Below are 22,669 nucleotides of genomic sequence, written 5' to 3'. Positions count from 1 at the left end.
GCTCGCGCGCTAAATTGCCCGGCGAGGACGAGAATTATGAGCTTCTGGCGCAAAAAAGAGAGCGACCGCAGCGAGGCTTCGCCCACGCTGGAGGCTCTGGTGCGACGTTCACTGGCCGCGCTCGCGCTCGAGCGGCTGGCGCGCGTCGCCGCAGGGCTGGCCACGCTGCTTCTTATTTTCCTCGCAGTCACCTTCGCCGGCCTCTGGCTCGGGATCGGCGCGAGCGCGCGGGCGCTCGGCGTCGGCGCTTTCGCGCTGGCGGCTCTATGGATCCTCGGGCGCGGCCTGCTCGCCGGAGCGCCGCGGCGCCGCGAGGCTCTGGCGCGTCTCGACGCTTCGCCCGGCGCGGAGCATCGGCCGGCCGCCTCGCTCGAGGACACGCTCGCCGGCGGCGTCGACGATCCGACGACGCGCTCGCTCTGGGCGCTGCATCGCAGCCGGCTCGAGCGCAAGCTCGCGGCGATAGAGTTGACGCCGCCGGACCCCGGCCTGCCGCAGCGCGATCCTTTCGCTCTGCGCGCCGCCGCTCTGGTGGCCGCCGTGGCCGCGGCCTTTGTCGCGGGGCCGGATCGCGAGACGCGGCTTCTCTCCGCCTTCGATTGGGAGAGCGGCCCCGCCTCGGCGACGGGGGCGAGAGTCGACGCCTGGTTCGAGCCGCCCGCCTATACGGGCCGGCCGCCCATCGTGCTGCCGCAACGCGCCGAAGGGCCTTGGGCGCAGGTTTCGGTCCCGGTGAATTCGACTCTGGTGCTGCGCAGCCTCGGCGCGCGCGGCGCCGCCGCGACCAGCGGCGGCCTCGCGCCGATCGAGGGCGGCAAGCAGAAGCAGCCCGGCGGCGAGTCCGAGGAGCGTTTCAAGCTCGCCGGCGACGCCGCGCTGGCGCTGCGCGGCGCCGGCGAGTTCCGCATTCAGGCGATCCCGGACCGCCCGCCCACCATCGAGATCACGCAGCCGCCGCGCAATAATGCGCGCGGCACCATGACGCTCGGCTTTCGCACCGACGATGATTATGGCGTCATCGCCGGCGAGGCGGTCGCCGCCCTGCCCGGCTCGGCGCGGCCGAGCCGCTCGCTCTATCCGCCGCCGCGCCTCGCCTTGCCCGTGCCGCCGACCCGCGGCGGCCTCGGCGAGGCCAAGGCGACGCTCGATTTCTCCGACCACCCCTGGGCCGGCGCGCGCGTCGCGCTGACGCTGGTCGCCCATGACGAGGGCGGCAATGACGGCTTCTCCGCGCCGCTGGACGTCACTCTGCCGGAGCGCCGCTTCGCCAAGCCGCTGGCCCGCGCCCTCGCCGAGCAGCGCCGCAATCTGGCGCTCGACCCGGATCATTCCGCCCGCGTGCTGACGGCGGTGGACGCTCTGTCGCTGGGCTCGGCGCTGTTCGAGACGCCCTCCTCCATCTTTCTGGGTCTGAGCGCCGCCAAGGCGCGGCTGCAAGCGGCGCGCGACGACGCCGATCTGCGCGAGGTCGCCGATCTTTTGTGGGCCATGGCGCTCTCTCTCGAGGAAGGCGACGTCTCGCAGGCGGAACGCGATCTGCGCGCGGCGCAAAAGGAGCTGCGCGACGCTTTGGCGCGCGGCGCCAGCGAGGAGGAGATCGCCAAGCTGACGCAGGACATGCGCGCGGCGCTGGAGAAATTCCTGAACGGCCTCGGCAGCAAGAGCGGCGAGAAGGCCGAGCGCTCCGCCCCGCAGCAGGGCGATCAGCGCGTGCTGACGCCGGACGATCTCGACGCCATGCTGAGCGAGATCGAGAAGGCCGAGCGCTCCGGCGATCTCGCCGAGGCGCAACGCCTGCTCGACGATCTGCAGGATGTGCTGGAAAATCTTCGCCCCGCGCAAGCCGGCCGCGCCGACCCGCGCGCGCGGGAAATGTCGCGCGCGCTGGACGAGCTCGACAAGCTCACGCGCGAGGAGCAGCAATTGCGCGACGAGACCAATCGCGGCCAGCAATCCGGCGGACAGCAATCCGGCGGCGAGCCGCGACGCGGCGGCAAGGGCCAGTCCTCCTCCTCCGACGACGCCCGCGGGCGGCAGAAGGCGTTGCGCGACCGCTTGGAGCAGGAGCAGGATCGGCTGCGCCGCGCCGGCGAGGCCTCGCCCGATCTCTCCGACGCCGACAAGGCGATGAAGGAGGCCGAGAAGGCGCTCGGCCCCGGCGGCGAGGGACCCGGCCGCGCCGTGGACGCCCAGGGCCGCGCGCTGCAGGCGCTGCGCCGCGGGGCCGACCAGCTCGCCTCCCGCATGCAGGGCGAGGGAGAAGAAGGCGACGGGCAGAACGGCCGCACGGGCCGCCGCGCCGGAATGCGTCCCGGCGAAGGCGCCGATCCGCTCGGCCGCCCGACCGGCCGCCAGCGCGGCCAGGAGACCGGCGCCCATTACGATCCGCTCGGCCTGCCGCCGGCCGTACGCGCCCGCCGCGTGCAGGAGGAGCTGCGCCGCCGTCTCGGCCAGCCGGAGCGCCCGGCCGAGGAGCTGGATTATTTCGAGCGGCTGCTGCGGCGGTGAGGGGGAAGCGATAATGGCAGAGTTTCCCGCATGCCCATGACGATCCCGTCCGACCCGATCCTCATGCGTTTTCGCGCCGCGCTCGCCGAGACCTACGGCGACCGGCTGGCGCGCGCCGTCTTGTTCGGCTCCCGCGCGCGCGGGGATGCGGAGCCGGATTCCGATTATGATGTCGCTGTTTTCTTGCGTGAAATGCCCGACCGCTTCGAGGAGATGAAACGTCTCGCCGACCCCGGCTCCGACATTCTCTACGAAACAGGCGGCGTGATTCACGCGCTGCCTTATCAGGCCGCGACCTATGACGATCCGCGCATGCCCCTGATGCATGAAATCCGCGCGGAAGGGCTCGAATTATGAAGCCCCAGACGGACGCCTTTCTCGAAAAGGCGAACGAGCTTCTCGGACAGGCGAAAACAATGCTGGGCGTCGGCCTGAACGAAGCCGCCGGGCGCATAGCCTATCTCGCCGGCTTTCACGCCGCCCAAGCCTTGATCTTCGAGACGCACGACCGCGCTTTCAGAGACCGGCGACGGCGCCCGCGTCTCGCGTGAGAACGCCTCCGAAACAATTGCCGAAGCCGTCAGATTTGTCGGGACGCTCTCCGCTGTCCTTTCTGAAAGCTCGTGAGGCGACTGCGCTTGCCCATCGCCCCCCGCTCCATTAGTCATTGAAGCGTAACAGAGCGAGCGCCTGCGGGAGGGTGCGGCCCTATGATGTCCAGCTGGTCCAATATCGCCGTCATGGGCGCGGTCGCCGTCGTCGCCATCGTCGTGCTGCTCGGCCTCGGCAATGTGCTGCGCGGGGGCGACGGCAATCTCTCGCAAAAGCTCATGCGCTGGCGCGTGGGCTTGCAATTTTGCGCTCTGCTGCTGATCCTGGCGATCCTCGCCTTTCGTCACTAGAGCAAGAGCCGCCGAAAATGGTCCGCCTCGACAAGATCTACACGCGCGGCGGCGACGCCGGCGCCACCTCCCTCGTCGGCGGCGAGCGTCGCCGCAAGGACGATCTGCGCGTCGAAGCCTATGGCGCGGTGGACGAGACCAACGCCGCCATCGGCCTCGCGCGCCTCGCCACGGGCGAGGACGTCGCGCTCGACGCCATGCTGGCGCGCATACAGAATGACCTCTTCGATCTCGGCGCGGAGCTGGCGACGCCGGTCAAGCCCGGCGAGACTCTGCCGGAGAACAGCCTCGCGATCGTGCAATCGCAAGTCGATCGGCTGGAGCGCGAGATCGACGAGCTGAATGCGACGCTCGCGCCGCTCAAATCCTTCGTTCTGCCGGGCGGAACGCCGACGGCCGCGCATCTCCATCTCGCCCGCACGGTGAGCCGCCGCGCCGAGCGCATAATGGTGGCGCTGGCCAACGCCCCGGAGGAATCGGTCGGCGCCGTGGCGCTGCGCTATGTCAATCGCCTCTCGGATTTCCTCTTCGTCGCCGCGCGCTACGCGAACAAGGACAGGGGCGACGTGCTGTGGACGCCGGGCGCGACGCGCTGAGCGGCCTCAGCGCTTGCCGTCGATCCAGCTCGCGAGCTTCATATCGGTCAGCGCGCCGATCTCCGTCACCAGGGAGCCATTCGGGGCGATGAGCGCGGTGAAGGGCAGCTCGCCCTGCCAATGATTGTCGACCTCGAAATAGAGCCGTTCGACGAAACGATCGGCGAAAGCGAAATTGACCGCCTGCTTCAGCCCCGCCTTCTCCATGCGGGCCAAGGCGCGGCGACGGTCGCTCTCGGGATCGGCGTTGACGAAGACGAAATCGACGCCCGGCGTCTCGCGGGCGAGCTTGCCCCATTCGGCGAGCTCCGAGACGCAGATGACGCAGGTCACGGACCAGAAATGCACGATGAGGGGACGGCCGGCGTGCGCCTTGCGGATGGCCTCGAAAGAGCCGCGCGCGTAGGGCGCCACCTCCTGCGCCTCCGCGGCTTGCGGCCATGCGAATTGCGCCAGGGCGCAGGCGGCGAGGCCGGCGGCGGCCAATAGCGCATTTCTCATCCTCTGCCGCATCTTCCACGTCTCCTTCTTGCGCCCCTCCTTATTACCCTTAGCGGAAATCCGGCGTGGAGGCGAGCGGCGCCCGGCGGGCGGAAAAGGGGCCGGAAGATTTGCGCCTGTCGCATTGTGTTGTTAAGTCTGGGATCCGCGGCGCGGCGGCGCGCCGACCAACCGATCCGCCCATGTCCGACACAGCCGACATCTCGACCGACGCGGCCGCGCGCAAGACCGCGGCCGCCAAGGCTTCCATCGCCGCCAGCGCCGTGCTGACGGTCGCCAAGCTCGCGGCGGGCCTCGCCTCCGGCTCGCTGGCGCTGATCTCGGAGGCCGGCCATTCGGCCGCCGACGTCGCCGCCACAGTGCTGACCTATGTCGCCGTGCGCCAGGCGGAGAAGCCGGCGGACGAGAAGCATCATTATGGCCATGGCAAGGTCGAATCGCTCGCCGCGCTGATCGAGACCGGCCTGCTCTTCGGCCTCGCGCTGGTCGTCGCCGGCCAGGCGGCGCAGCGGCTCGGCGACAAGGATGTCGAAATCGACGCCGGCTGGCCGGTCTTCGCCGTGCTGATTCTCTCCATCGTCGTCGATTTCACGCGCGCGCGGCGGCTCGGCGCCGTCGCCGAGGAGACGCAGAGCGACGCGCTGGCCGCCGATGCGCTGCATTTCACCAGCGATCTCGTCTCCTCGGCGCTGGTCATCGTCGGCCTCGCGGCCACGCGCGCCGGCTTTGCGCAGGGCGATGCGCTCGCCGCTTTCGGCGTCGCGGTCTTCATCGCCATCGCCGGCTACAGGCTCGGGCGCCGCACAGTGGCGACGCTGCTCGACGCCGCGCCGCAGGAGCTGGTGCCGCAGATACAAGACATTCTGCGCGCGACCCCCGGCGTCATAGCGGTGGAGAGCCTGCGCCTGCGCACCGCCGGCCCCAAGGTGATGGGCGAGGCCGTCATCGGCGTCGCGCGGACGCTGCCGCTGGAGCGCGCCGCCCGCATAAAGGAGGACGCCAACGCCGCCATCATTGAAGCGATTCCCGGCGCGCAGATCACCCTCGCCACGCGCCCGATCGCGCTCGACGACGAGACCGTGCTGGAGCGCATTCTGCTGGTCGCCGCCCGGCGCCGCATACAGGTGCATCACATCATCGCGCAGACGGTGGGCGAGCGCCTCTCCATCACGCTTGATCTCGAGCTCGACGGCGGCATGTCGCATGGCCGCGCGCATCAGATCGCCTCGGACCTCGAGCAGGCGATCCGCGAGGAGTTCGGCGAGGCGATCGAGATCGACACGCATATAGAGCCTTCCGAGCCGCAGCTGCTCGCCGGCCAGGACGCCGAGCCGCAGACGCGCCGCGCCATCGCCGACGCGCTCGCGCGTCACGCCGCGCGGGGCGGAAAGGTGATGAATGTCCACGACGTTCGCGCGCGCGAGACGGCGGAAGGCCTCGTCGTCAATTATCATTGCTGCGTCGATCCGAATCTCTCCGTCGACGCCACGCACGCCGCCGTCGACGAGGTGGAGCGGGCGGTGCGCGGCGAATTTCCGAACATCCTTCGAATTGCGGGACATGCGGAAATAAACGACCATTCCTGAGCGCGCCGGAGCGCGCGGCGCGCAGTGTCCATATTGTCTTTTGAGCAGAATGCAGCTATCCGTAGCGCGGAATAATGGAATAGTTTTTTCGAGGCCGCGATCATGTCGAACGTCACGGGCAAAGCCTATGGAATGAATGTCATTACGCCGATGAAACCCTGGCGGACATGGTTCAATCGCTTCAGCTTCATGATCTCGCGGTCGATTCCCTCCTCGCTCGGCGGCTTGCTCGGACTGCGTTTCATCCATTTCGCGCGCTGGGCCATCATCAAGCGCGACCAATGGCCCGATCTCGGCCAGGGAAAGCAGCAGCTCGCCAATGACTATCTGCTGTTCTGCAGCAATTTCAACGGCACCTGGGACCAATATATCGACGCCTTCGCCGACGGCCTGCCCAATGGCCTCGATCTGCTCTGGTACACGAGCACGAAATATCCGCATTCCGTGCCGATCACGCCGTTCAAGAATTACATTCGCGCCAATCAGATCGACACCAACTACTATTACAATTCCGTTCCCGGCGCCGCGCAGCGCGACGTGACGGCGGCCCTGCGCGTGCGCGAGGCGCTGCTGAAGCTCGAGGCGAATCTGCAGGGCTCGACGCCGGAACAGTTCCGCGCGCTCTTCGTCCGCTATCTCAGCACGGTGCAGAACGACCTCGGCTATGAAGGTCGCGCGCCGGTCGCCAGCAATGATACGGAAAACGCCGAGATCAATCGCGAGGACTATCTGCACTTCGCCGGCGAGCTGGCGACGAGCGCCCGCTGACGCATCCGTCCGCAAGACAGAATTCACGTTTTCAAAGAGGCCGTCATGCCGACCTTCGATAGCGGAGCCTATTTCCTCACGACGCTCATTCCCGTCAGCACGGCGACGATCGTCGAGGATGGCGTCCCCACTTCGCCCGTGCACGCTCTGCGCAAGCATTTGTCGCTGCTGCCGCGCGGCGAGCGGAGCCCTTTCGCCACCAACACGACCAATCATTTCGCGCGTCTCGTCGTCATCGACGACGTGGACTACAATGGTCGCGAGCAGCCCAACACGCTGCTGGTCGCGGCCAGCCCCGAGCTGCCGATCGACCAGAAATACAAGGACCTGCTCAATCCGGTGATCGCGCAGCCGCAAGATCACCTCTCTTGTCCCTTCCTGTTCTTCTCCGCCGATTTCGACTCCAAGACGGGCTCGGACGCCGAGCGCGACGCCTATCTTCGCGATCTGTGGACGCAGTCGGAAGGCGAGCTGCGAAAAGTCTTCAAATATTGTCTCGGCTTCGAGGCGCGCGTGCGCGATGCGGCGAGCTTCGCCAAATATGTCGCCGACTGCCAGATCGAGACGACCATGCCCTTCCATGATTATTGGGCGCATGGCGTGCCGGCGGACAAGCTGCCGAACGTGTCGCTGAAGACGGTGGGCCTCGGAGGGCTGGTAATTTTCGCAATCGCCGCGGCGCTGGTCTATTTCTGGCTGCTGCCGCATTTCCTGCACGGCTTCATCGGCGCGCTGCTCGCGATCGCCGCCGGCGTCGGCGTCGCGGGCCTCGCCATCTATCTCTACATTCTCGACTTCGGCAAGAAGCCCTTCCCCGCCGCGCCCGATTCCACTTTGCCGGATGTGCTGAAGGCGCTCTATCTGCGTCGCGAGCTCACGCGCTTCGCCATCGACAATCAAGTCGACGCCGCCGGGACGGATGCGGCTTCGGCGCAGCGCCTCTATGACGCTTTCAAAGCTTTCATCGACGCCAACAAGCCGGGCGATGTCGAAGGACCGACGCAAAAGCCGGGCGCAATCGGAATCTAGGGGCGGAAAATGTCAGTCGTTCTCGACCTCGCGGATATTCAGGGCAATATTCTCGAAGCCTATCCCAAGCAGGGCTATTTCAAAGGCCGCACAATTCTGCTGAACATCGGCGGCGACTCGAAGACGAGCCGCGCCGCCAATGGCCGTCATTTCGTGACCAGGCTGCTGCCGCGCGTCACCACGGCGCTTGCGGGCGCGAGCGTCGGCGATGCGGTTCAGCCGCCGGCGATCGCCGTCAATATCGCCTTCACCTTCTACGGCCTGCTCACGCTCGGCGTGCCGACGCGCACGCTGCGCGGCCTGCCGGACGAGTTCATCGACGGCATGGCCGCCCGCGCGCGCATGCTGGGCGATGATTTCAGCGGCGACCATTGGCAAGAGAAATGGGACACCGTCTGGCAGAACAAGGGCAAGCCGCCGGAGGCCGCGGTCCATATTCTCATCGTGCTCAACCAGCATTACACGGCGAGCGCGGCCGATCTCGACGCGACGACGGAGGCGATCGTCGCCCTCGCCGCGGAGAATGGCGTGAGCGTGCTCGCCGGCCATAATCCGCCCGGCAAGGAGCAGACGGCCTATCAGGATATTTCGGCGCTCTTCGACGAGCAGGGACGGCCGACTCCCAAGGAGCATTTCGGCTTCTCCGACGGCATCAGCGATCCCGTGTTCGAGGGGCAATATCCCGCCGACAGGCTGCAGAGCGCCGCGATCGGCCAAGGCGCCGTCGATGGCAATGGCGCTTGGCGCGCGCTGGCGGCGGGCGAATTCCTGCTCGGCTATCCCGACGAGGCGCAGGAGATTCCCGGCGCCGCCATGCCGCTCGCCTTCAGCCGCAACGGCACATTCCTCGCCTATCGCAAGCTGCATGAGAATGTCGCCGCATGGCGCGAGTTCATCGACGCGCAAGCCGAGAAATTCGCCGCCTTCCGCGGCGTTGCGGTCAATGTGGCGCGCGAGACTCTGCTCGCCAAAATGGCCGGCCGCTGGTCGGACGGCGTGCCGCTGATAAAGGCGAAAGACTTCGACGCCTGGCAGGAGTTCAACGAGAAATTCCCGGAAGGCTCCCCGGAGCGCGAGCGCGAGCTGGTGGACTTCACCTATCGCAAGGACCTCGACGGCGAGCAATGCCCGATGACGTCGCATACGCGCCGCGTGAACACGCGCGACGCGCTCGACCCTTGGGTGCAGACGAATCCGAAGCTGGCGGCGGGCTCCGTGCTCAATAATCGCCGTCGCATCCTGCGCCGCGGCCTGCCCTATGGCTCCTCCGGCCCCGAGGCGACGGATGACGGCGATCACGGCATTGTGATGCTGGTCGTCTGCTCGAGCCTCGCCCGCCAATTCGAATTCGTGCAGCAGCAATGGATTCATTACGGCCTCGACGCCAATGCGGGCAATGACACTTGCCCCATCGTCGGCAATCATTCGCAGGGCGACGCCCGCAACGGCCCCAAGGCGAAATTCGTGGTGCCGTCGGAGCAGGACTCTGGCAAGCCGCCTTATATCGCCGAGGGTCTGCCGCAATTCGTGGAGACCCGCGGCGGCGAATATTTCTTCGTGCCGAGCCTCACCGCTCTGCGCATGATCGGCATGGGCACGGTCGATCCGACCTGAGGACCCCAGCGGGAAAAAGACGATGACCTTGTTGAAGAACATCTTCGCCGCGCTGCGCGCCTATGCGCTGACGCTCCTCGACGCGGTCGTCGCCCTTTTCTCGCTGATCGCGACGACGGGGCGCGCGCTCGTCGCCGGCAAGGGAACGCTGAAGGAGCGTTTGGTCGGGGCGCTCACGCGGCCGAGCTCGCTGATCGAAATATTCGCGATCTTCCGCGCCGTGCTGCCCAATTTCGTGATCGGCAAGCAGCTGATCACCAGCTATGAGAACAATGGCACGGCCTTCGTCCTGCGCGCTGCGGATGTGATCGAGGTGCTCGACCGCGAGGAGGATTTCGCCGTCGTCTATGAGCCGAAGATGCGCGCCATCACCGGCGGCGCCAATTTCTTCCTCGGCATGCAGAACACGGCGCAATATCAGCACGACACCTCGCTGATGAAGCTCGCCATGCGGCGCGACGATGTGGAGGCGCTGGTGACGCCGCTCGCCCGCGCCCGCGCCGAGGCCTTTGCGAGCGCCTTCCCCAAGCGCATCGACGTGCCGCAAGAGCTGACGCTGCGCGTTCCGGCCGCGATCGTCTCCGACTATTTCGGCGTCTCCGCCCAGGCCGAGACCGACGCCATCCAATGGGCGACCAGCCTGTTCTGGTGGCTGTTCGTCGATCTCAAAGGCGAGCCGGCGATCGAGACCAAGGCGCTGATGGCCGCGGCCGATCTTCGCGCGGCGATCGACGCCGCCATTGCCGCGCGCAAGGCGAGCGGCGAGAAGAAGGACGATGTTCTCGGCCGCGCGCTGGAGCTGCAGAAGGGCGCGCCGGAATTCGACGACATCGCCATTCGCGACAATCTCATCGGCCTCGTCATCGGCGCTATCCCGACCATTTCCAAAGCCTCGGTGCAGGCGCTGGACCAATTGCTCGACCGGCCGGAGGCGCTCGCCGGCGCCCATGCCGCAGCCGTGGCCGGCGACGAGGCGCTGCTCGGCGCCTATCTCTTCGAGGCGCTGCGCTTCAACCCGGTCAATCCGGTCATCTACCGCCGCGCCAACCGCTCGACGGTGATCGCCGCCAACACTTTCCGCGCCCGCAAGATCCCGGAGGGGGCCATGGTGCTCGCCTCCAATCTCTCGGCCATGTTCGATCCGCTGCAGATCGACAAGCCGAACGAGTTCCGCCTCGATCGTCCCTGGGGCAATTACATCCTCTGGGGCTATGGCATGCACACATGCTTCGGCGCCTATATCAACCGCGCCGTGATCCCGGCCATTCTGCGCCCCGTGCTGGCGCGGCCCAATCTGCGCCGCGCGGCCGGCGCTGCGGGCCAAATCGATCCCTCGACGCCCTTCCCGCAGCATTTCGTGGTAGAGAGCGACTGACGGGCGGCTCGAAGCGCGGCGCCCGTCGCCCTTCTCGATGACGAGAGGGAAATGCGCTCCGCCGCGCCGAAGGAAAAGCCCAAGTGTCCGACGCCAACGCCGATATAGACGCCCTGCCCTTCGAGAAGGCGATTCAGGAGCTCGAGGAGATCGTCGGCAAGCTCGAAAAGGCGAGCGTCTCGCTCGACGATTCGGTGAAGCTCTATGAGCGCGGCGAGGCGCTGAAGAAACGCTGCGACACGCTGCTGCGCGAGGCCGAGGCCCGCATAGAGAAGATCACGCTCGGCGCCGACGGCGCGCCCAAGGGGACGGCGCCGCTCGACGTCGAGTGATCCCGCTCATTTGCGGATTGTCACCTTGCGCCCGTCGCGAATATCGGCGGGCGGATCGATCGCCACGGTCTCGTCGCCCGTCAATCCCTGATCGACATCGACATTGGCGCCGAAATCGCGCGTGATGTTGATCTTCGCGAGACGCACGACATCGTCCTTGCCGATCACCGCGACGCGCGGCCCCTCCGCGCCGAAGAGGATGGACTGCGCGGAAACATTCACCAGCGGCCGCGGGCGCGGAATGTCGAGCACGACGCGCACGAACATTCCCGGACGCAGCTCTCCGGTCGGATTGGGCACATCCACCTCGGTGAGCAGGGTGCGCGAGCCGGCGGCGAGCGAATTGGCGTTGCGCGCGATGCGCCCCTTGAAGCTCTTGCCGGGCATCTCCGGCGCCTCGACCTTGGACTCGAGACCATCGACGAGGCCCGCCGCCTCCGATTGCGGCACCGACACTTGCACGCGCAGAATATCGTCGCGCGCCAGGGAGAAGAGCGGCGTGCCGCTATTGGCGTCGGCGCTGACGAGATCGCCCACCTCTATGTTGCGCGCGGTCACCACGCCGCGGAAGGGCGCGGTGACGTCCTTGAAGCCGACGAGCTGCTTCAGCCGATCCACATTTGCCTGCGCCGCGGCGATATTGGCCTGCGCGACCTCGACGCCCGCCTCGGCCGATTGCAGATTGGCGGCCTGCGTCTCGACATTGGCGGCGTTGGCATCGTTGTTCTGCTTGCTCTCGTAATTGTTTTTCACGAGCTGCGAGCTGCGGCCGTAGGTGAGCTTGGCGAGGTTGAGACTGGCCTTGCCCTGCTCGACCTGCGCCTTGGATTGCAGGAGCTGCGCCTTGTTGAGCGCGAGCTGCGCCACCGCCTGCGCATATTGCTGATCGAGATCGGGCGCGGAGATGCGCAAGAGGAGATCGCCCTGCTTGACCTTGCTGCCGATATCGACGCGCCGCTCGGCGATATAGCCCGTCGCGCGCGCGAAGACTCTCGCCTGCTCCCAGGCGAGAGTCTGGCCCGGCAGCTCTATATGCACGGGGCCGGCGATTTTCGTCACCTTCGCGGCGCGCAGGCTGAGCGTCGCATTGGCCTGCTCCTGCTGAAACGCCTGCGCGTCATGCTCTTGCGCCGCATGGCGGCGCAGGCCGATGAGCAGCACGAGCGCGAGAAGCGCGAGAAGAAGAAGGAAGGGGAGCTTGCGCAGGCGTGGCGGCGGCGCCTCATGCACGCCGACGTCGGTCGAAGCGAATCCGCGTCCCTGCGGCTGCGACATCTCGGTCATAGATAGTCCCTCGGAGGCTGCACCTCTCCACGTCGCAGCAGCGAATAGAGGAAAGGCACGAAAAGCAGAGTCGAGCATGTGCCGAACGCAATGCCGCCCATCACCGCGCGGGCGAGCGCGGCGTTCTGCTCGGCGCCTTCGCCGAGCGCGAGCGACATGGGAAGAAGGCCGACGAACATCGCCGTCGCCGTCATGATGACGGGGCGAATTCGCGTCAGCCCAGCCTCGATCGCCGCCTCCTCCGCGGAGACGCCGGTCGCCTCTCTATGCTCGCGCGCGAAAGTGACGAGCAGGATGGAATTGGCCGAAGCGACGCCGACCGACATGATGGCGCCCATCAGTGACGGAATGGAGAAGGTCGTGCCGGTGACGAAGAGCGCGAAGACGATGCCGCAGAAGGCGATAGGCAGAGCGAGAATGACGACGAAAGGATCGCCCCAGCTCTGGAAGTTCACCACCATCAGCAGATAGACGAAGACCATCGAGGCGACGAGGCCGAGGCCGATGCGCGCGAAAGCCTGATTCTTGCTATCGATCTGACCGCGGACGACGATGTAGTTGCCGGGCTTGAGCTCCGGCTCGATCTCCGCGATCGCCTTGCGCAAATCCTTCTCGACGCCGCCGAGATCGCGGTCCTGAATATTGGCGTAGACGTCATAGGTCGGCTGCGTGTTGGAGTGGGTGGCGACGCTCTGCTCCACGCCGCGCTTCCATTGCGCGACATTGGTCAGCAGATCGACCTGCGCCGAGCCGGCGCCGGTCAGATCGGAGATCGGCGTGTTGGCGAAGGCGTTAAGCGAGGCGATGCGATATTCCGGCGTCTGCACCGCGACCTGATAGGGAATGCCCGTCACCGGATCGGCCCAGAAATTGGGCGTCACCTGGAAGGAGGAGGAGAGCGAGATATTCACATTATTGGCGATCTGCTGGACGCTGACGCCGAGCTGCTGGCCCTTCCAGCGATCTATGTCGACGAAGAATTCCGGCGCGTCGAGAATCTGGTGAATATGCGCGTCGACGACGCCGCGCACTTGCCTCACGCGATCCAGCAGCTTGCGCACGATGATCTTATTGCCCGGCGCGTCGCGCCCGACGATGCGCAGCGCGATCGGCGCGGGAAGGCCGAAGTTCAAGATCTGCGTGATGATGTCGGCCGGCTGGAAATAGAAGATCGAATCCGGAAAGCGCTGCGGCAGGACCTGGCGCAGCTTGCGCATGTAGTCCGCCGTCGGCGCATGGCCATGCGCGAGCGAGATCATGATCTGCCCGTCATTATAGCCGACCGTGGTGCCGTCGGAGAAAGCGTAATTATAGGTGATCTGCGGCAGGCCGATATTGTCGAGGATCAGAGCGAGATCATGCGGCGGGATCGTCTCGCGAACGACGTCCTCCACCTTTTGGAACAGGCGCTCCGTCTCCTCTATGCGCAGGCCGGAGCGGCCGCGGACATGCAAGGTCATCTGGCCGGCGTCGATCTGCGGATAATAATCCTCGCCGACCGAGACGAACAGAAAGGCGCCGAAGGCGAAGACGCCGGCGACGAAGGCGAGCGTGCGGCCCTTGTGGCGCAGCACAGCGACCAGCAGCAGCGCATATTGGCCGCGCAGCTTCTCGAACCCATGCTCGAAGCCGAGCTGAATGCGCGTCAGAATGGCGGCGAAGCCGGTGCGGCGCGCGTCGCTCTCGCGCTCGCTCTCCGCGTGATGCTCATGGATGAGCAGCTGGTCCATCAATATGGGAACCAGCGTTCGCGACAGAAAATAGGAGGCCAGCATGGCGAAGACGACGGCCAGCGCCTGCGGCACGAAGAGAAAGCGCGCGGCGTCGGTGAGGAAGAGCACGGAGACGAAGGCCGCGCAAATGGCCAGCGTCGAGATCAGCGCCGGCTTGGCGATGCCGGCGGCGCCCTCCGCCACCGCATAGCGGAAATCCTTGCCCTCCTCGAACAGGCGATAGGTGTTCTCGATGGCGACAGTGGCGTCGTCCACCAATATGCCGACCGCGAGCGCCATGCCGCCGAGCGTCATGATGTTGATCGTATGGCCGAGCGCGCTGAGCGCGGCGAGCGAGGCGAGGATCGACAGCGGAATGGAGATGACGACGATCAGCGTCGAGCGCCAGGAGCCGAGGAACAGCAGGATCATCAGCGCGGTGAGGCCCGCGGCGATGACGCCCTCGTGCAGCACGTCCGATATCGCATTGGAGACGAAAACCGATTGGTCGAACAATTCGGCGATATTCGTGTCCTTGGGGATCGCCTCGCGCAGCTTGGCGATGCCGGCCTTCACATTCTCGACGACATTGAGCGTCGAGGCGTTGCCATTCTTCAATATGGTCAGCAGCACGGCGCGCGAGCCGTCGACGCGCACGATATTCTGCTGCGGCGGGCTGCCGTCGCGCACCTGCGCCACGTCGCGGATCAAGAGCGGCGCGCCGTCGGCGACGCGGATCGGAATATTATTGAGCGTCGTCAGCGCGTCGGGCGTCGAGTTGAGACGCATGACATATTGCAGATCGCCGAATTTCGCGAGGCCCGAAGGGACGACCAGATTGCCGGCGGTGACGGCGTTGACGACATCGAGCGGCGTGAGGCCGCGCGCCTGCAGCGTCGCCATGTCGAGATCGACCATGATCTGGCGCTGCTTGCCGCCCCAGGGCGTCGGCAGCGTCGCGCCGGGCGTCGTGGTCAGCGCCTGACGCACGCGATAGAGGCCCAGATCGTAGAGCTGCTGCTCGTTCATGCTCTGGCTCGACAGAGCGAGCTGAATGACCGGAACCTGCGAGGCCGAGTAGCGCACGACCGTCGGCGGATTGATGCCGGGCGGCATCAGCGCGCGGATGGAGTTCATCGCCGACACGACCTGAGCGAGGGCGAGCTCTATGTTCACATCCGGCTGGAAATAGATCTTCATCACCGCGACGCCCTGCAGCGTCTGGCTCTCCATATTGCGGATGCCATTGACGTTGTTCGTCGTGGTGAGCTCGGCGTAGGTGGTGACGCGGCTCTCCATCTCGGCGGTGGAGAGGCCCGTATAGGTCCAGATGACGGTGACGACCGGAATATCGACGTTCGGAAACACGTCCTTGGGCGTCGACACGATCGCCGCGCCGCCGACGAACATCGTCAAAATGGCCAGGACGTAGAACGTCAGCCGAAACTTGAGCGCATATTTGACGAGTTCCATGGACGCCTTCCACTCTCACCACGCTGCGGGCGCCGCCGTCCGCTTCGCTCTCGCCTCGTCCGATCCCTCGACCGTCGTCAGCCGACTGCGTTCCGCGACTTCGGCTTTTTCGTCGCGCAGCTCATTTTCTCGATCAGATTGCCGCGCGCCCTCTCCAGCACGCGCATCAATGTCGCGCGGTCCTCGTCGCTGACGCCGGCCAGCGCCTCCTTGCGGGTCGCCTCGGAGATGGGCGCTATGGCCTCGACCAGCGGCCAGGCCGCATCGGTTAGGAACAGCAGCCAGACGCGCCGGTCGGTCTCGTGCGGCCGGCGCTCCACCAGACCCATCGCCTGCAGCCGATCGACCGTGCGGCCGAGGGTGATGGGCTCGAGATCGAGCATTTCGGCGAGCACGCACTGGCTGACGCCCTCATTGCGCGACAGATAGGCCAGGGCCTGGGTCTGCGCGCGGGTCAGGCCCAATTCGCGGGCATTCTGCTCGAACCGCTTGCGCATCAGCCGCGCCGCGTCATGCAGCAGAAAGCAAAAGGTCGTTGGCGGCGGCGAAGGCATTAGGCGCGCTTTCTATAGCAGTGCTTTTGATGAGCGTGCTTATTAAATAGGTGCGGCGCGACGAATTCAAGCCCCGCCCGAGCCGTCCCCGCCCTACGGAAGAATTTTTTGGCCCTATTTAGGATGAAGGCAGGAGCCGATTGCCGCGCGCGCCATCGCGCCTATCGTAATTATGGCAATTCGGCGCCGAGACGCTCCGAGCCATCGGGCGCGGAGCCAAAGGGAGGATGACGGGAATGAGGCTGCTATTGGCTTGCACATTCTTGCTGATCTGCGCGGCCTCGGCCGACGCCGCGCAACGCGGGTCGGCCCGCCAGCGCTCGGCCTGCACGGACGACGCCTATAAATTCTGCGAGCGCTATGTGCCGGACGCCGCGGCGGTGGAAAGCTGCCTGAAGGCCAATATCGGCGGGCTCAGCCGCGCCTGCAAGGCGCAGATTCAGGGGGCCGCGGCCGCCAAGAAGCGCGGCCGCCGTCACTGAGGCGCCCGCGGCTCACATGCGCCGCGCGAAACGGCGGATGTCGACGCCGTTCTGGGCGAGAAGATCGCGCAAGGCGGGCGGGAGATTTACCACGCGGGTGGCGTTGCCGTCATATTGGCAGGCGCTGCGCAGGCTGACGTAATGGCCATAGATGCGATTGGTTTCCTGATCGCCGATGACCGAGCGCGCCTCGCCCAGAAGATAACCGACTTGATCTTCACTGTATTGCGACACCAGCTGGCAACCGAAGGCGACCTTTTCGGCGAATGCCGGAAATGAGACCAAGGTGACAACGGCCGCCGTTGCGAGAATCTTCATGCTGTTTCCTCGATGTTGCAGGGTGAGGGCGACCTGGTGTCGCGCCGATCTTCGTATCTGACCTCCTCTCTCTTTCGGAGCTTCTTGGCCGAAGTTTGGCTCGAGGCCTTGGGCGCCCCGCGCGCGGCCGCGCGCAAGGGGCGTCGAAAAGCGAAAACACGGCTATGTTCAACGGAATGTTTACGCTTAACGCCAATGTTCGGGGCCAGATAAGTCTTTTTCGGGACTTTCGGCCCGATCGTAATGTGTAAAGCCCGCTCGAGACGGGCGGTTGGAGTAGAGTCATGAGCTTGTCCGCTTCCAGCGGTGACGACCTCCCCTATGCCTCCGGCCCGCTGAGGGCGCGTCCGCTCGGCAATCTCGCCGCAGTGTCGATGGGCGTCGCGGCGCTTCTGGTGCTGCTGGCAGCGCTCGCCTTCGTCCGCGCGCCGTCGCAGGAGGCCGCGACAGCGCCGGCCGCCGCGCCGACGGCGAGCCCCGCGCCCCGCTATGCGAATGCGTCCGCCTCTGCGCCCGCGGCCCCCGCGGAACGCGTCGCCGCCTTCCGGCTCGAGGCGCCGGAGATCGACAAGGATCCGAAGATCACCTTCGATCAGCCGCTCCCCTCGGGCGGGCGCCAGGAGACGCACGCCTTCGGCGCCTTCGACACGGGCCGGCCCTATCTGCGGCTCGATATTCTGCAGCCCGCCGGCGAGAAGCTCGGCAATTCCGACTTCTTCCTGGATGTCGCGCGCCACGCCGCCCAGGCCGGCCTCGGCGTGGTCCGCATCGGCCAGCCGACGCCGCTGGTGACGCGGGCCGGCGCCTTCGAGGCGGCGGAGATCAAATTGTCGCTGCGCGAGGGCGGCGTCGCCGCCGCGGCGGCGGGCGAGCGCAGCTGCCTCGCCATGCGCCTCGTCAACGCCAGCCTGTCGATGGAGATCGCGGGCATCGCCTGCGGCGCCGGCGCCAAGCCGATCGACCGCCGCGCCATGGGCTGCCTGCTCGACCGCATCTATTATCTGCCCGCCGGCGAGAACAAGGCGCTGGCCCGCTCCTTCCCCAAGACGGAGGGGCCGGGCTGCCTCGCCGCCGCCCCCGCGAGCGACGCCGAGCCCGCCAAGCCCGCCGCGAAAAAACGCGCGGCGCGCCACTAGGCGAATGCCTACCTAGGGGCGGTTCGGCGTTTTCGCCGGACCGCTTTCAGCTTTCATGAGGCGCCATTCGCGACCGCCGGTATCGCTCGGCGACGTGATTGGTTATGATCCTGTCGATATCGGAATCAGGAGATGAGGATGCGTCATTTCGTTAGTTTGTCGGCCGGACTCGCCTGCCTTCTCGCCCTCGCGACGGCGGGCGAGGCGCTCGCCAAAACGCATCGCTCCGCACATCGTCATTTCATTCCCGCGGAGGGAATCGTCGTGGCGACCGGCCCCATCCCCTACGTTCGCCAGCCGCTGGTGGTTCCGCGCCGCAGCTGGCTCGATCCCGGCCCGGTCGTCCCGGTCGGCTCGACCAATCGCTATTTGGTCGAGGCGACCCATTTCGCCTATCAGCCGGTGGAGGACAATCAGCGCAGCTGGTTCATGCAGGAGACGCTGCCGAACCGCCGCCGCTTCGAGGTTCTGCCCTATCGCGACGGCATCGCGCCGATCTGGTGGCCCTGAGCGCCGCCTCGAGGCTCCGCTTTTTGGGCCGGCCCGCGCTTTCGCGAGCCGGCCTTTTTCTTGACTTCCGCCGCGCGCGCGGATAATCACTCCCGGTCCGGCGCGGGGAAACCTTCGCCGGCCCGCACCCGTGGCCGCTCCTGAGCGGCCTGTCGGCCGGTTTCCGGCAGAGGAGGGCGCGTTCTTTTGACGCGAGAGGCACGCCTCGTCGCGCGGGAACGTGGTTCGGCGACGCTCGCCTCTGACCGAGGCAGGGCGCGGCGTCTCGTTTTCGCGCTTTTGCGAGGCTGCGAAAAGGAAGAGGACGCCGGCAAGTGACGAAACGCGCCGAAGCCAAATATAAAATCGATCGCCGTCTCGGACAGAACATCTGGGGCCGCCCGAAGAGCCCGGTGAACCGTCGCGAATACGGCCCCGGCCAGCACGGCCAGCGCCGCAAGGGCAAGCCTTCCGACTTCGGCACGCAGCTCAAGGCCAAGCAGAAGCTCAAGGGCTATTACGGCAATATCTCCGAGAAGCAGTTCCGCAAATATTATGCGGAGGCCATCCGGCTGAAGGGCGACTCGGGAGACAATCTGATCGGCCTGCTCGAGCGCCGTCTCGACGCCGTGGTCTATCGCGCCAAATTCGTGCCGACCGTCTTCGCCTCGCGGCAGTTCATCAACCATGGCCACATCAAGGTGAATGGCCGCCGGGTGAACATTCCGTCCTATCTGGTGAAGCCGGGCGACGTCGTCGAGGTGAAGGAGAGCTCACGCCAGCTCGTCATCGTCCTCGAGGCCGTCGGCCTCGCCGAGCGCGACGTGCCGGAGTATTACGAGGTCGACCATCAGAAGCTGACGGCCAAGCTCACGCGCATCCCGCTGCCCTCCGAAGTGCCCTATCCGGTGCAGATGGAGCCGAATCTGGTCATCGAGTTCTACTCGCGCTGATCGACTTTCGCCGGCCCGGAGAGCTTTCGGGCCGGCGTATCTTTTTTCGTCAGGCCGTGGCGCTGGGCCGTGCGGCCGCCGCGGGGCGGAAGGGCGTATCGTCCTCGGGCGCGATCGGCGCATAATGTCCGAAGCGCAGATTATGGCTCGCGCGCCCTTTGGCCAGCGCGCTCAGCGCATCGCCATAGCCCAGCAGTTCCGCGAGCGGCGCGGTCGCCGTGATCCGGGTGGTCTCGTCGCCCTGCTCCGCCTTCAGCGCCTGCGCGCGCCGGCCGCGCAAATCCTCGATCGCCGCTTCCGCAATGTCATTGGGCGCGACTGTCTCGACGCTCATGATCGGCTCGAGCAATTCGCTGCTCTTGGCCAGCGCCTCCCGCGTCGCGGCGCGCGCGGCGATCTCGAAGGCCAGAACCGACGAATCCGAGCCATGGCCGGCGCCGTCCACCAGGACGGCTTTCAACTCCACCACCGGCCGGCCGAGAATGACGCCGCTCTCCACCACAGAGACGACGCCGCGCTCCACGCCATCGACGAATTCCGCCGGAACGGCGCTCTCCGGCGCACGATTCTCGAAAATCTCGCCGCCCGCGCCATCCGTGTCGAAGACGAGCTTCACGCGGGCGTATTGGCCGGGCCGCTTATGGGTGAAATCGATTTCCTGGCGCCGCGACAGGCGCTCGCGATAGGCGACGCGCGGCGGGCCGATGATCGCCTCGACGGGCGACAGCTCCTGGAAGCGAGCGACAATGTTTCGCAGCCCCTCCTCGCTCGCCGCCTCGAGCAGCGCCTGCGTTCCGCCGATCACATCGAGATCGGAGACGCGCAGTCCGGGCGCGCCGGCGGACAGCCGCGCGAGCGCCTCGACGAGCTCCTCCCAATCGCGTGCGTGCTCGGGCTCTATCGTCACCGAGACGAGCAGCGGCGAATTATTCATGATGGCCTCCCCACTTCTCCCGTCGCCGGCGGCGAATCGGAAGCAGGCGAGGCTAGCGGCGGCGTATGACAGGACGTCATACGCCGCGCTCACGCTCGCTCAATTGCGGCGGGCCAGGGAGCGCAGAAAGCCCTCCATATCCTCGGTCAGCTCTTGATCGATCGCCGGCGCCAATTTCAGCAGCAGATTGGCGACGAATGCCTGATCATTGCGCTTTTCCTCGAGCACCTCGCGCAGCACGGGGACATTGTCCTCGATATGGGTGAGGAAGGAGATGCCCTTCTCCAGCGTCTCGGTCCAGCGCTCGCGGCTCCACAGCGCCAGCGGATACATGATCTCATGGACGAAGTTGGATTTGCGCGCCTGCTCGAAGAAGCGAATGCCCGCGTTCCAATTCTCCTTGGCGCGCATGGGCGGCGGCGGAATGTCGCCGAGCAGCATCTTCTTGCCGGCGGCGCCGACATGATCCTCGAGGCTGATGGGCGGGTCCATGGGCGTGCGGAAGGCCCACAGCGAGGTCGAGCCGGGGAAATCCTTGCCCAGGGCCTCGGTGAGCGCCGCCTCGACCTTGTCGGCCGCCGCCTTGTCGCCCTTGAGCGCCGCCGTCATGAAGAAGGCGAAAACCGCGTCGCCGCCGTAAGTCACCGCCGCGGCGGCCTTCAATTGCTGGTCCGTGAGCTTGGGCGTGACGCCGTCGGCGGGAACCGTCACATCGCCGGCGCGCAGCGCGGTGATGAAGGTCGTGATCTCCAGCCAGCCCACATAATTGGCGATGAAGGCGTCGGGATCGACATAGACGATCGCCAGATTGAGAGGCTGCTTGCGCTTTTGCAGTTCCGCCATGTCCGTCATGGAATATCCTTCCTGTCCCCAGTCTTTGCTGTCCCAGGTCTATGCTTGGGCGCTCGCGCCCGAGCCCCTCTCTCGGGCGCGGCGCCCGCCTTCATTCGTCGGCCAGCAGCACGCCGGTGATGCAGACGTCGCCGTCGTCGATCACGAGCGAAAGCGGCGTCAGCTTCCCGCCCTGACACGGGCCGATGAAGCAATGGCCGGTGTCGAGGTCGAATTGGGAGCGATGCTGCCCGCATTCGAGGAAATTGCCCGACTCGTCGAGGAAATTGCCGGGTGAAGTGTCGAGACGCATCTGCTCATGCGGGCAGGAATTCTCGAAACCGTAGAAGTTGTTGCCTTTGCGCGTGATGATGATCGGCCACGGATTGGTGTCGCCGTTGTCGTAGGCGCGCATCAGGACGAAGCCATGGGCTTGGCCGTCCTCTATGTGGCCTGTGCGACAAATCACAAACAGATCGTCCATGGGCTGATCCCTTTCGAACAAACATCCACGCTCCGTGCGACCCGGAGCGGACCCGTGAAATCGGGTAGCAAGCGATGAGCCAGCCCGATCCGGCGCTTGACGATATGGTTAGATCACTATACGAAACGGTTTCGAGAGAGTCGGATCGCGCGCGCAGCGCCCCCTCCCTGACCCTCCCCCGCACGCGGGAGAGGGAGGAGATGCGGCGCTCGATCGAGGCTTCGCGAAACGTCGACCGCCCCCTTTCCCGCGCAGCGGGGGTCCCCTCGCATGGAGCCGAATTCAACGACCTGAAGACGGAGACGTCCCATGACAAACTCGTCGCTCAACCTGCGATGCGACGCGACATTCGAGAGGATCGAGCGTCACCTGCGGCACATCCGATGGATGCTCGCGCTCGTCTATTTTTTCCAGCTCGCGATCTTCATCATGCTGCGCTGAGGAAGCTGAGCAATGAACGGTCTCGAGGCGATAGATGAATCCGCCGCCGGCGCGCGCGCGGAAAACGCGCTCAAAGCGCAGCTCATCGGCAAGATCGGCCGGCTGATGAAGGAGCGCGGGCTGAAGCAGGTGGAGGCCGCCGGCCTGCTCGGCGTCAAGCAGCCGGACGTCTCCAAAATGCTGCGCGGCGATTTCCGCCAGTTCTCGGTGGAGCGGCTGCTGCGTTTTCTGGTGGCGCTGGGGCAGGACGTGGAGATCGTCGTCAAGCCGCCGAACGGGGCAGAGGCTCCGGCGCTGCGCGTCGCGCGTCTGTGACGCGGATCGACCATTCTTTTGGAAAAACGAGAGACGAAGGGATCGTGATGAC

The 22,669-nt window shown here is 66.2% G+C and carries 25 protein-coding genes; 17 read left to right on the top strand and 8 right to left on the bottom strand.

The window, feature by feature from the left end; all coding sequences use genetic code 11:
• Positions 1-36: 36 nt before the first annotated feature.
• From K369_RS22170 to K369_RS22150, 5 genes are all read left to right on the top strand, one after another.
• Positions 37-2,508, top strand: a complete 2,472-nt coding sequence (locus K369_RS22170; RefSeq protein ID WP_036294321.1) for a TIGR02302 family protein — start codon at positions 37-39, stop codon at positions 2,506-2,508.
• A gap of 30 nt (positions 2,509-2,538) precedes the next feature.
• Complete coding sequence (locus tag K369_RS22165) at positions 2,539-2,865, top strand: nucleotidyltransferase domain-containing protein (RefSeq protein ID WP_051949470.1); 327 nt, start codon at positions 2,539-2,541, stop codon at positions 2,863-2,865.
• Entirely contained in the window at positions 2,862-3,059 is a 198-nt protein-coding gene (locus K369_RS22160; RefSeq protein ID WP_036294316.1) for a hypothetical protein, read from the top strand. The genes K369_RS22165 and K369_RS22160 overlap by 4 nt, the downstream gene beginning before the upstream one ends.
• 159 nt (positions 3,060-3,218) lie before the next feature.
• Entirely contained in the window at positions 3,219-3,410 is a 192-nt protein-coding gene (locus K369_RS22155) for a twin transmembrane helix small protein (protein WP_018266862.1), read from the top strand.
• A 17-nt stretch (positions 3,411-3,427) separates the two neighbouring features.
• Positions 3,428-4,006: a cob(I)yrinic acid a,c-diamide adenosyltransferase gene (locus tag K369_RS22150; protein ID WP_036294313.1), complete on the top strand. Its 579-nt coding sequence runs from the start codon at positions 3,428-3,430 to the stop codon at positions 4,004-4,006.
• A gap of 6 nt (positions 4,007-4,012) precedes the next feature.
• Here the strand turns inward: K369_RS22150 and K369_RS22145 are convergent, their stop codons facing one another.
• Positions 4,013-4,519, bottom strand: a complete 507-nt coding sequence (locus tag K369_RS22145; protein WP_036294311.1) for a TlpA disulfide reductase family protein — start codon at positions 4,517-4,519, stop codon at positions 4,013-4,015.
• Positions 4,520-4,689: 170 nt separating this feature from the next.
• Between K369_RS22145 and K369_RS22140 the strand changes: the two genes are divergently transcribed.
• The 6 genes from K369_RS22140 to K369_RS22115 all read left to right on the top strand — a co-directional run bounded on the left by K369_RS22140 (position 4,690) and on the right by K369_RS22115 (position 11,211).
• A complete protein-coding gene (locus K369_RS22140) occupies positions 4,690-6,093 on the top strand; it encodes a cation diffusion facilitator family transporter (RefSeq protein ID WP_036294308.1) in 1,404 nt (467 codons plus the stop codon).
• Positions 6,094-6,195: 102 nt separating this feature from the next.
• Positions 6,196-6,861, top strand: coding sequence for a hypothetical protein (locus K369_RS22135; RefSeq protein ID WP_036294305.1), 666 nt, complete (start codon positions 6,196-6,198; stop codon positions 6,859-6,861).
• Positions 6,862-6,906: 45 nt separating this feature from the next.
• Positions 6,907-7,890 (top strand): hypothetical protein, encoded by a 984-nt coding sequence (locus K369_RS22130; protein WP_051949468.1) that lies wholly within the window; start codon positions 6,907-6,909, stop codon positions 7,888-7,890.
• Positions 7,891-7,899: 9 nt separating this feature from the next.
• Entirely contained in the window at positions 7,900-9,504 is a 1,605-nt protein-coding gene (locus tag K369_RS22125) for a hypothetical protein (RefSeq protein ID WP_036294302.1), read from the top strand.
• A 22-nt stretch (positions 9,505-9,526) separates the two neighbouring features.
• Positions 9,527-10,879, top strand: a complete 1,353-nt coding sequence (locus K369_RS22120) for a cytochrome P450 (RefSeq protein ID WP_036294299.1) — start codon at positions 9,527-9,529, stop codon at positions 10,877-10,879.
• 83 nt (positions 10,880-10,962) lie between these two features.
• The gene (locus tag K369_RS22115) at positions 10,963-11,211 is read left to right on the top strand and encodes an exodeoxyribonuclease VII small subunit (protein WP_018266871.1); all 249 of its coding nucleotides are present in this window, start codon (positions 10,963-10,965) and stop codon (positions 11,209-11,211) included.
• Positions 11,212-11,217: 6 nt separating this feature from the next.
• Here the strand turns inward: K369_RS22115 and K369_RS22110 are convergent, their stop codons facing one another.
• The 3 genes from K369_RS22110 to K369_RS22100 form a co-directional block, all read right to left on the bottom strand.
• Positions 11,218-12,495, bottom strand: a complete 1,278-nt coding sequence (locus K369_RS22110) for an efflux RND transporter periplasmic adaptor subunit (protein ID WP_036294296.1) — start codon at positions 12,493-12,495, stop codon at positions 11,218-11,220.
• Positions 12,492-15,680, bottom strand: a complete 3,189-nt coding sequence (locus tag K369_RS22105; protein WP_036294293.1) for an efflux RND transporter permease subunit — start codon at positions 15,678-15,680, stop codon at positions 12,492-12,494. The genes K369_RS22110 and K369_RS22105 overlap by 4 nt, the downstream gene beginning before the upstream one ends.
• Positions 15,681-15,757: 77 nt before the next feature.
• A complete protein-coding gene (locus K369_RS22100) occupies positions 15,758-16,234 on the bottom strand; it encodes a MarR family winged helix-turn-helix transcriptional regulator (protein WP_036294291.1) in 477 nt (158 codons plus the stop codon).
• A 236-nt stretch (positions 16,235-16,470) separates the two neighbouring features.
• On the opposite strand from K369_RS22100, the gene K369_RS22095 reads away from it, so the two are divergent.
• On the top strand, positions 16,471-16,716 hold the full coding sequence (locus K369_RS22095) for a hypothetical protein (protein WP_018266875.1): 246 nt from the start codon (positions 16,471-16,473) through the stop codon (positions 16,714-16,716).
• 12 nt (positions 16,717-16,728) lie between these two features.
• Here K369_RS22095 and K369_RS22090 read toward each other — a convergent pair whose 3' ends face one another.
• On the bottom strand, positions 16,729-17,034 hold the full coding sequence (locus K369_RS22090) for a hypothetical protein (protein ID WP_036294287.1): 306 nt from the start codon (positions 17,032-17,034) through the stop codon (positions 16,729-16,731).
• A gap of 284 nt (positions 17,035-17,318) precedes the next feature.
• On the opposite strand from K369_RS22090, the gene K369_RS22085 reads away from it, so the two are divergent.
• The 3 genes from K369_RS22085 to rpsD all read left to right on the top strand — a co-directional run bounded on the left by K369_RS22085 (position 17,319) and on the right by rpsD (position 19,612).
• Positions 17,319-18,170, top strand: a complete 852-nt coding sequence (locus K369_RS22085) for a hypothetical protein (RefSeq protein WP_036294284.1) — start codon at positions 17,319-17,321, stop codon at positions 18,168-18,170.
• 138 nt (positions 18,171-18,308) lie between these two features.
• The gene (locus K369_RS22080) at positions 18,309-18,680 is read left to right on the top strand and encodes a hypothetical protein (RefSeq protein WP_036294282.1); all 372 of its coding nucleotides are present in this window, start codon (positions 18,309-18,311) and stop codon (positions 18,678-18,680) included.
• A 314-nt stretch (positions 18,681-18,994) separates the two neighbouring features.
• On the top strand, positions 18,995-19,612 hold the full coding sequence (gene rpsD / locus K369_RS22075; RefSeq protein ID WP_036294280.1) for a 30S ribosomal protein S4: 618 nt from the start codon (positions 18,995-18,997) through the stop codon (positions 19,610-19,612).
• Between the two features lie 49 nt (positions 19,613-19,661).
• Here the strand turns inward: rpsD and K369_RS22070 are convergent, their stop codons facing one another.
• The 3 genes from K369_RS22070 to K369_RS22060 all read right to left on the bottom strand — a co-directional run bounded on the left by K369_RS22070 (position 19,662) and on the right by K369_RS22060 (position 21,861).
• Complete coding sequence (locus K369_RS22070) at positions 19,662-20,546, bottom strand: TetM/TetW/TetO/TetS family tetracycline resistance ribosomal protection protein (protein WP_051949467.1); 885 nt, start codon at positions 20,544-20,546, stop codon at positions 19,662-19,664.
• 99 nt (positions 20,547-20,645) lie between these two features.
• Positions 20,646-21,398: a hypothetical protein gene (locus K369_RS22065; protein ID WP_036294277.1), complete on the bottom strand. Its 753-nt coding sequence runs from the start codon at positions 21,396-21,398 to the stop codon at positions 20,646-20,648.
• Positions 21,399-21,489: 91 nt separating this feature from the next.
• On the bottom strand, positions 21,490-21,861 hold the full coding sequence (locus K369_RS22060; protein WP_018266882.1) for a Rieske (2Fe-2S) protein: 372 nt from the start codon (positions 21,859-21,861) through the stop codon (positions 21,490-21,492).
• 309 nt (positions 21,862-22,170) lie between these two features.
• On the opposite strand from K369_RS22060, the gene K369_RS28010 reads away from it, so the two are divergent.
• Together K369_RS28010 and K369_RS22055 are read left to right on the top strand one after the other, a co-directional pair.
• Positions 22,171-22,302, top strand: a complete 132-nt coding sequence (locus K369_RS28010) for a hypothetical protein (protein ID WP_256381000.1) — start codon at positions 22,171-22,173, stop codon at positions 22,300-22,302.
• 12 nt (positions 22,303-22,314) lie between these two features.
• On the top strand, positions 22,315-22,617 hold the full coding sequence (locus K369_RS22055) for a helix-turn-helix domain-containing protein (RefSeq protein WP_036294274.1): 303 nt from the start codon (positions 22,315-22,317) through the stop codon (positions 22,615-22,617).
• Positions 22,618-22,669 lie beyond the last annotated feature (52 nt).

Source organism: Methylosinus sp. PW1, assembly GCF_000745215.1.
GTDB lineage: Bacteria > Pseudomonadota > Alphaproteobacteria > Rhizobiales > Beijerinckiaceae > Methylosinus.
The sequence above is the reverse complement of the archived record's forward strand: the minus strand, read 5'-3'. Positions and strand labels throughout refer to the sequence as shown.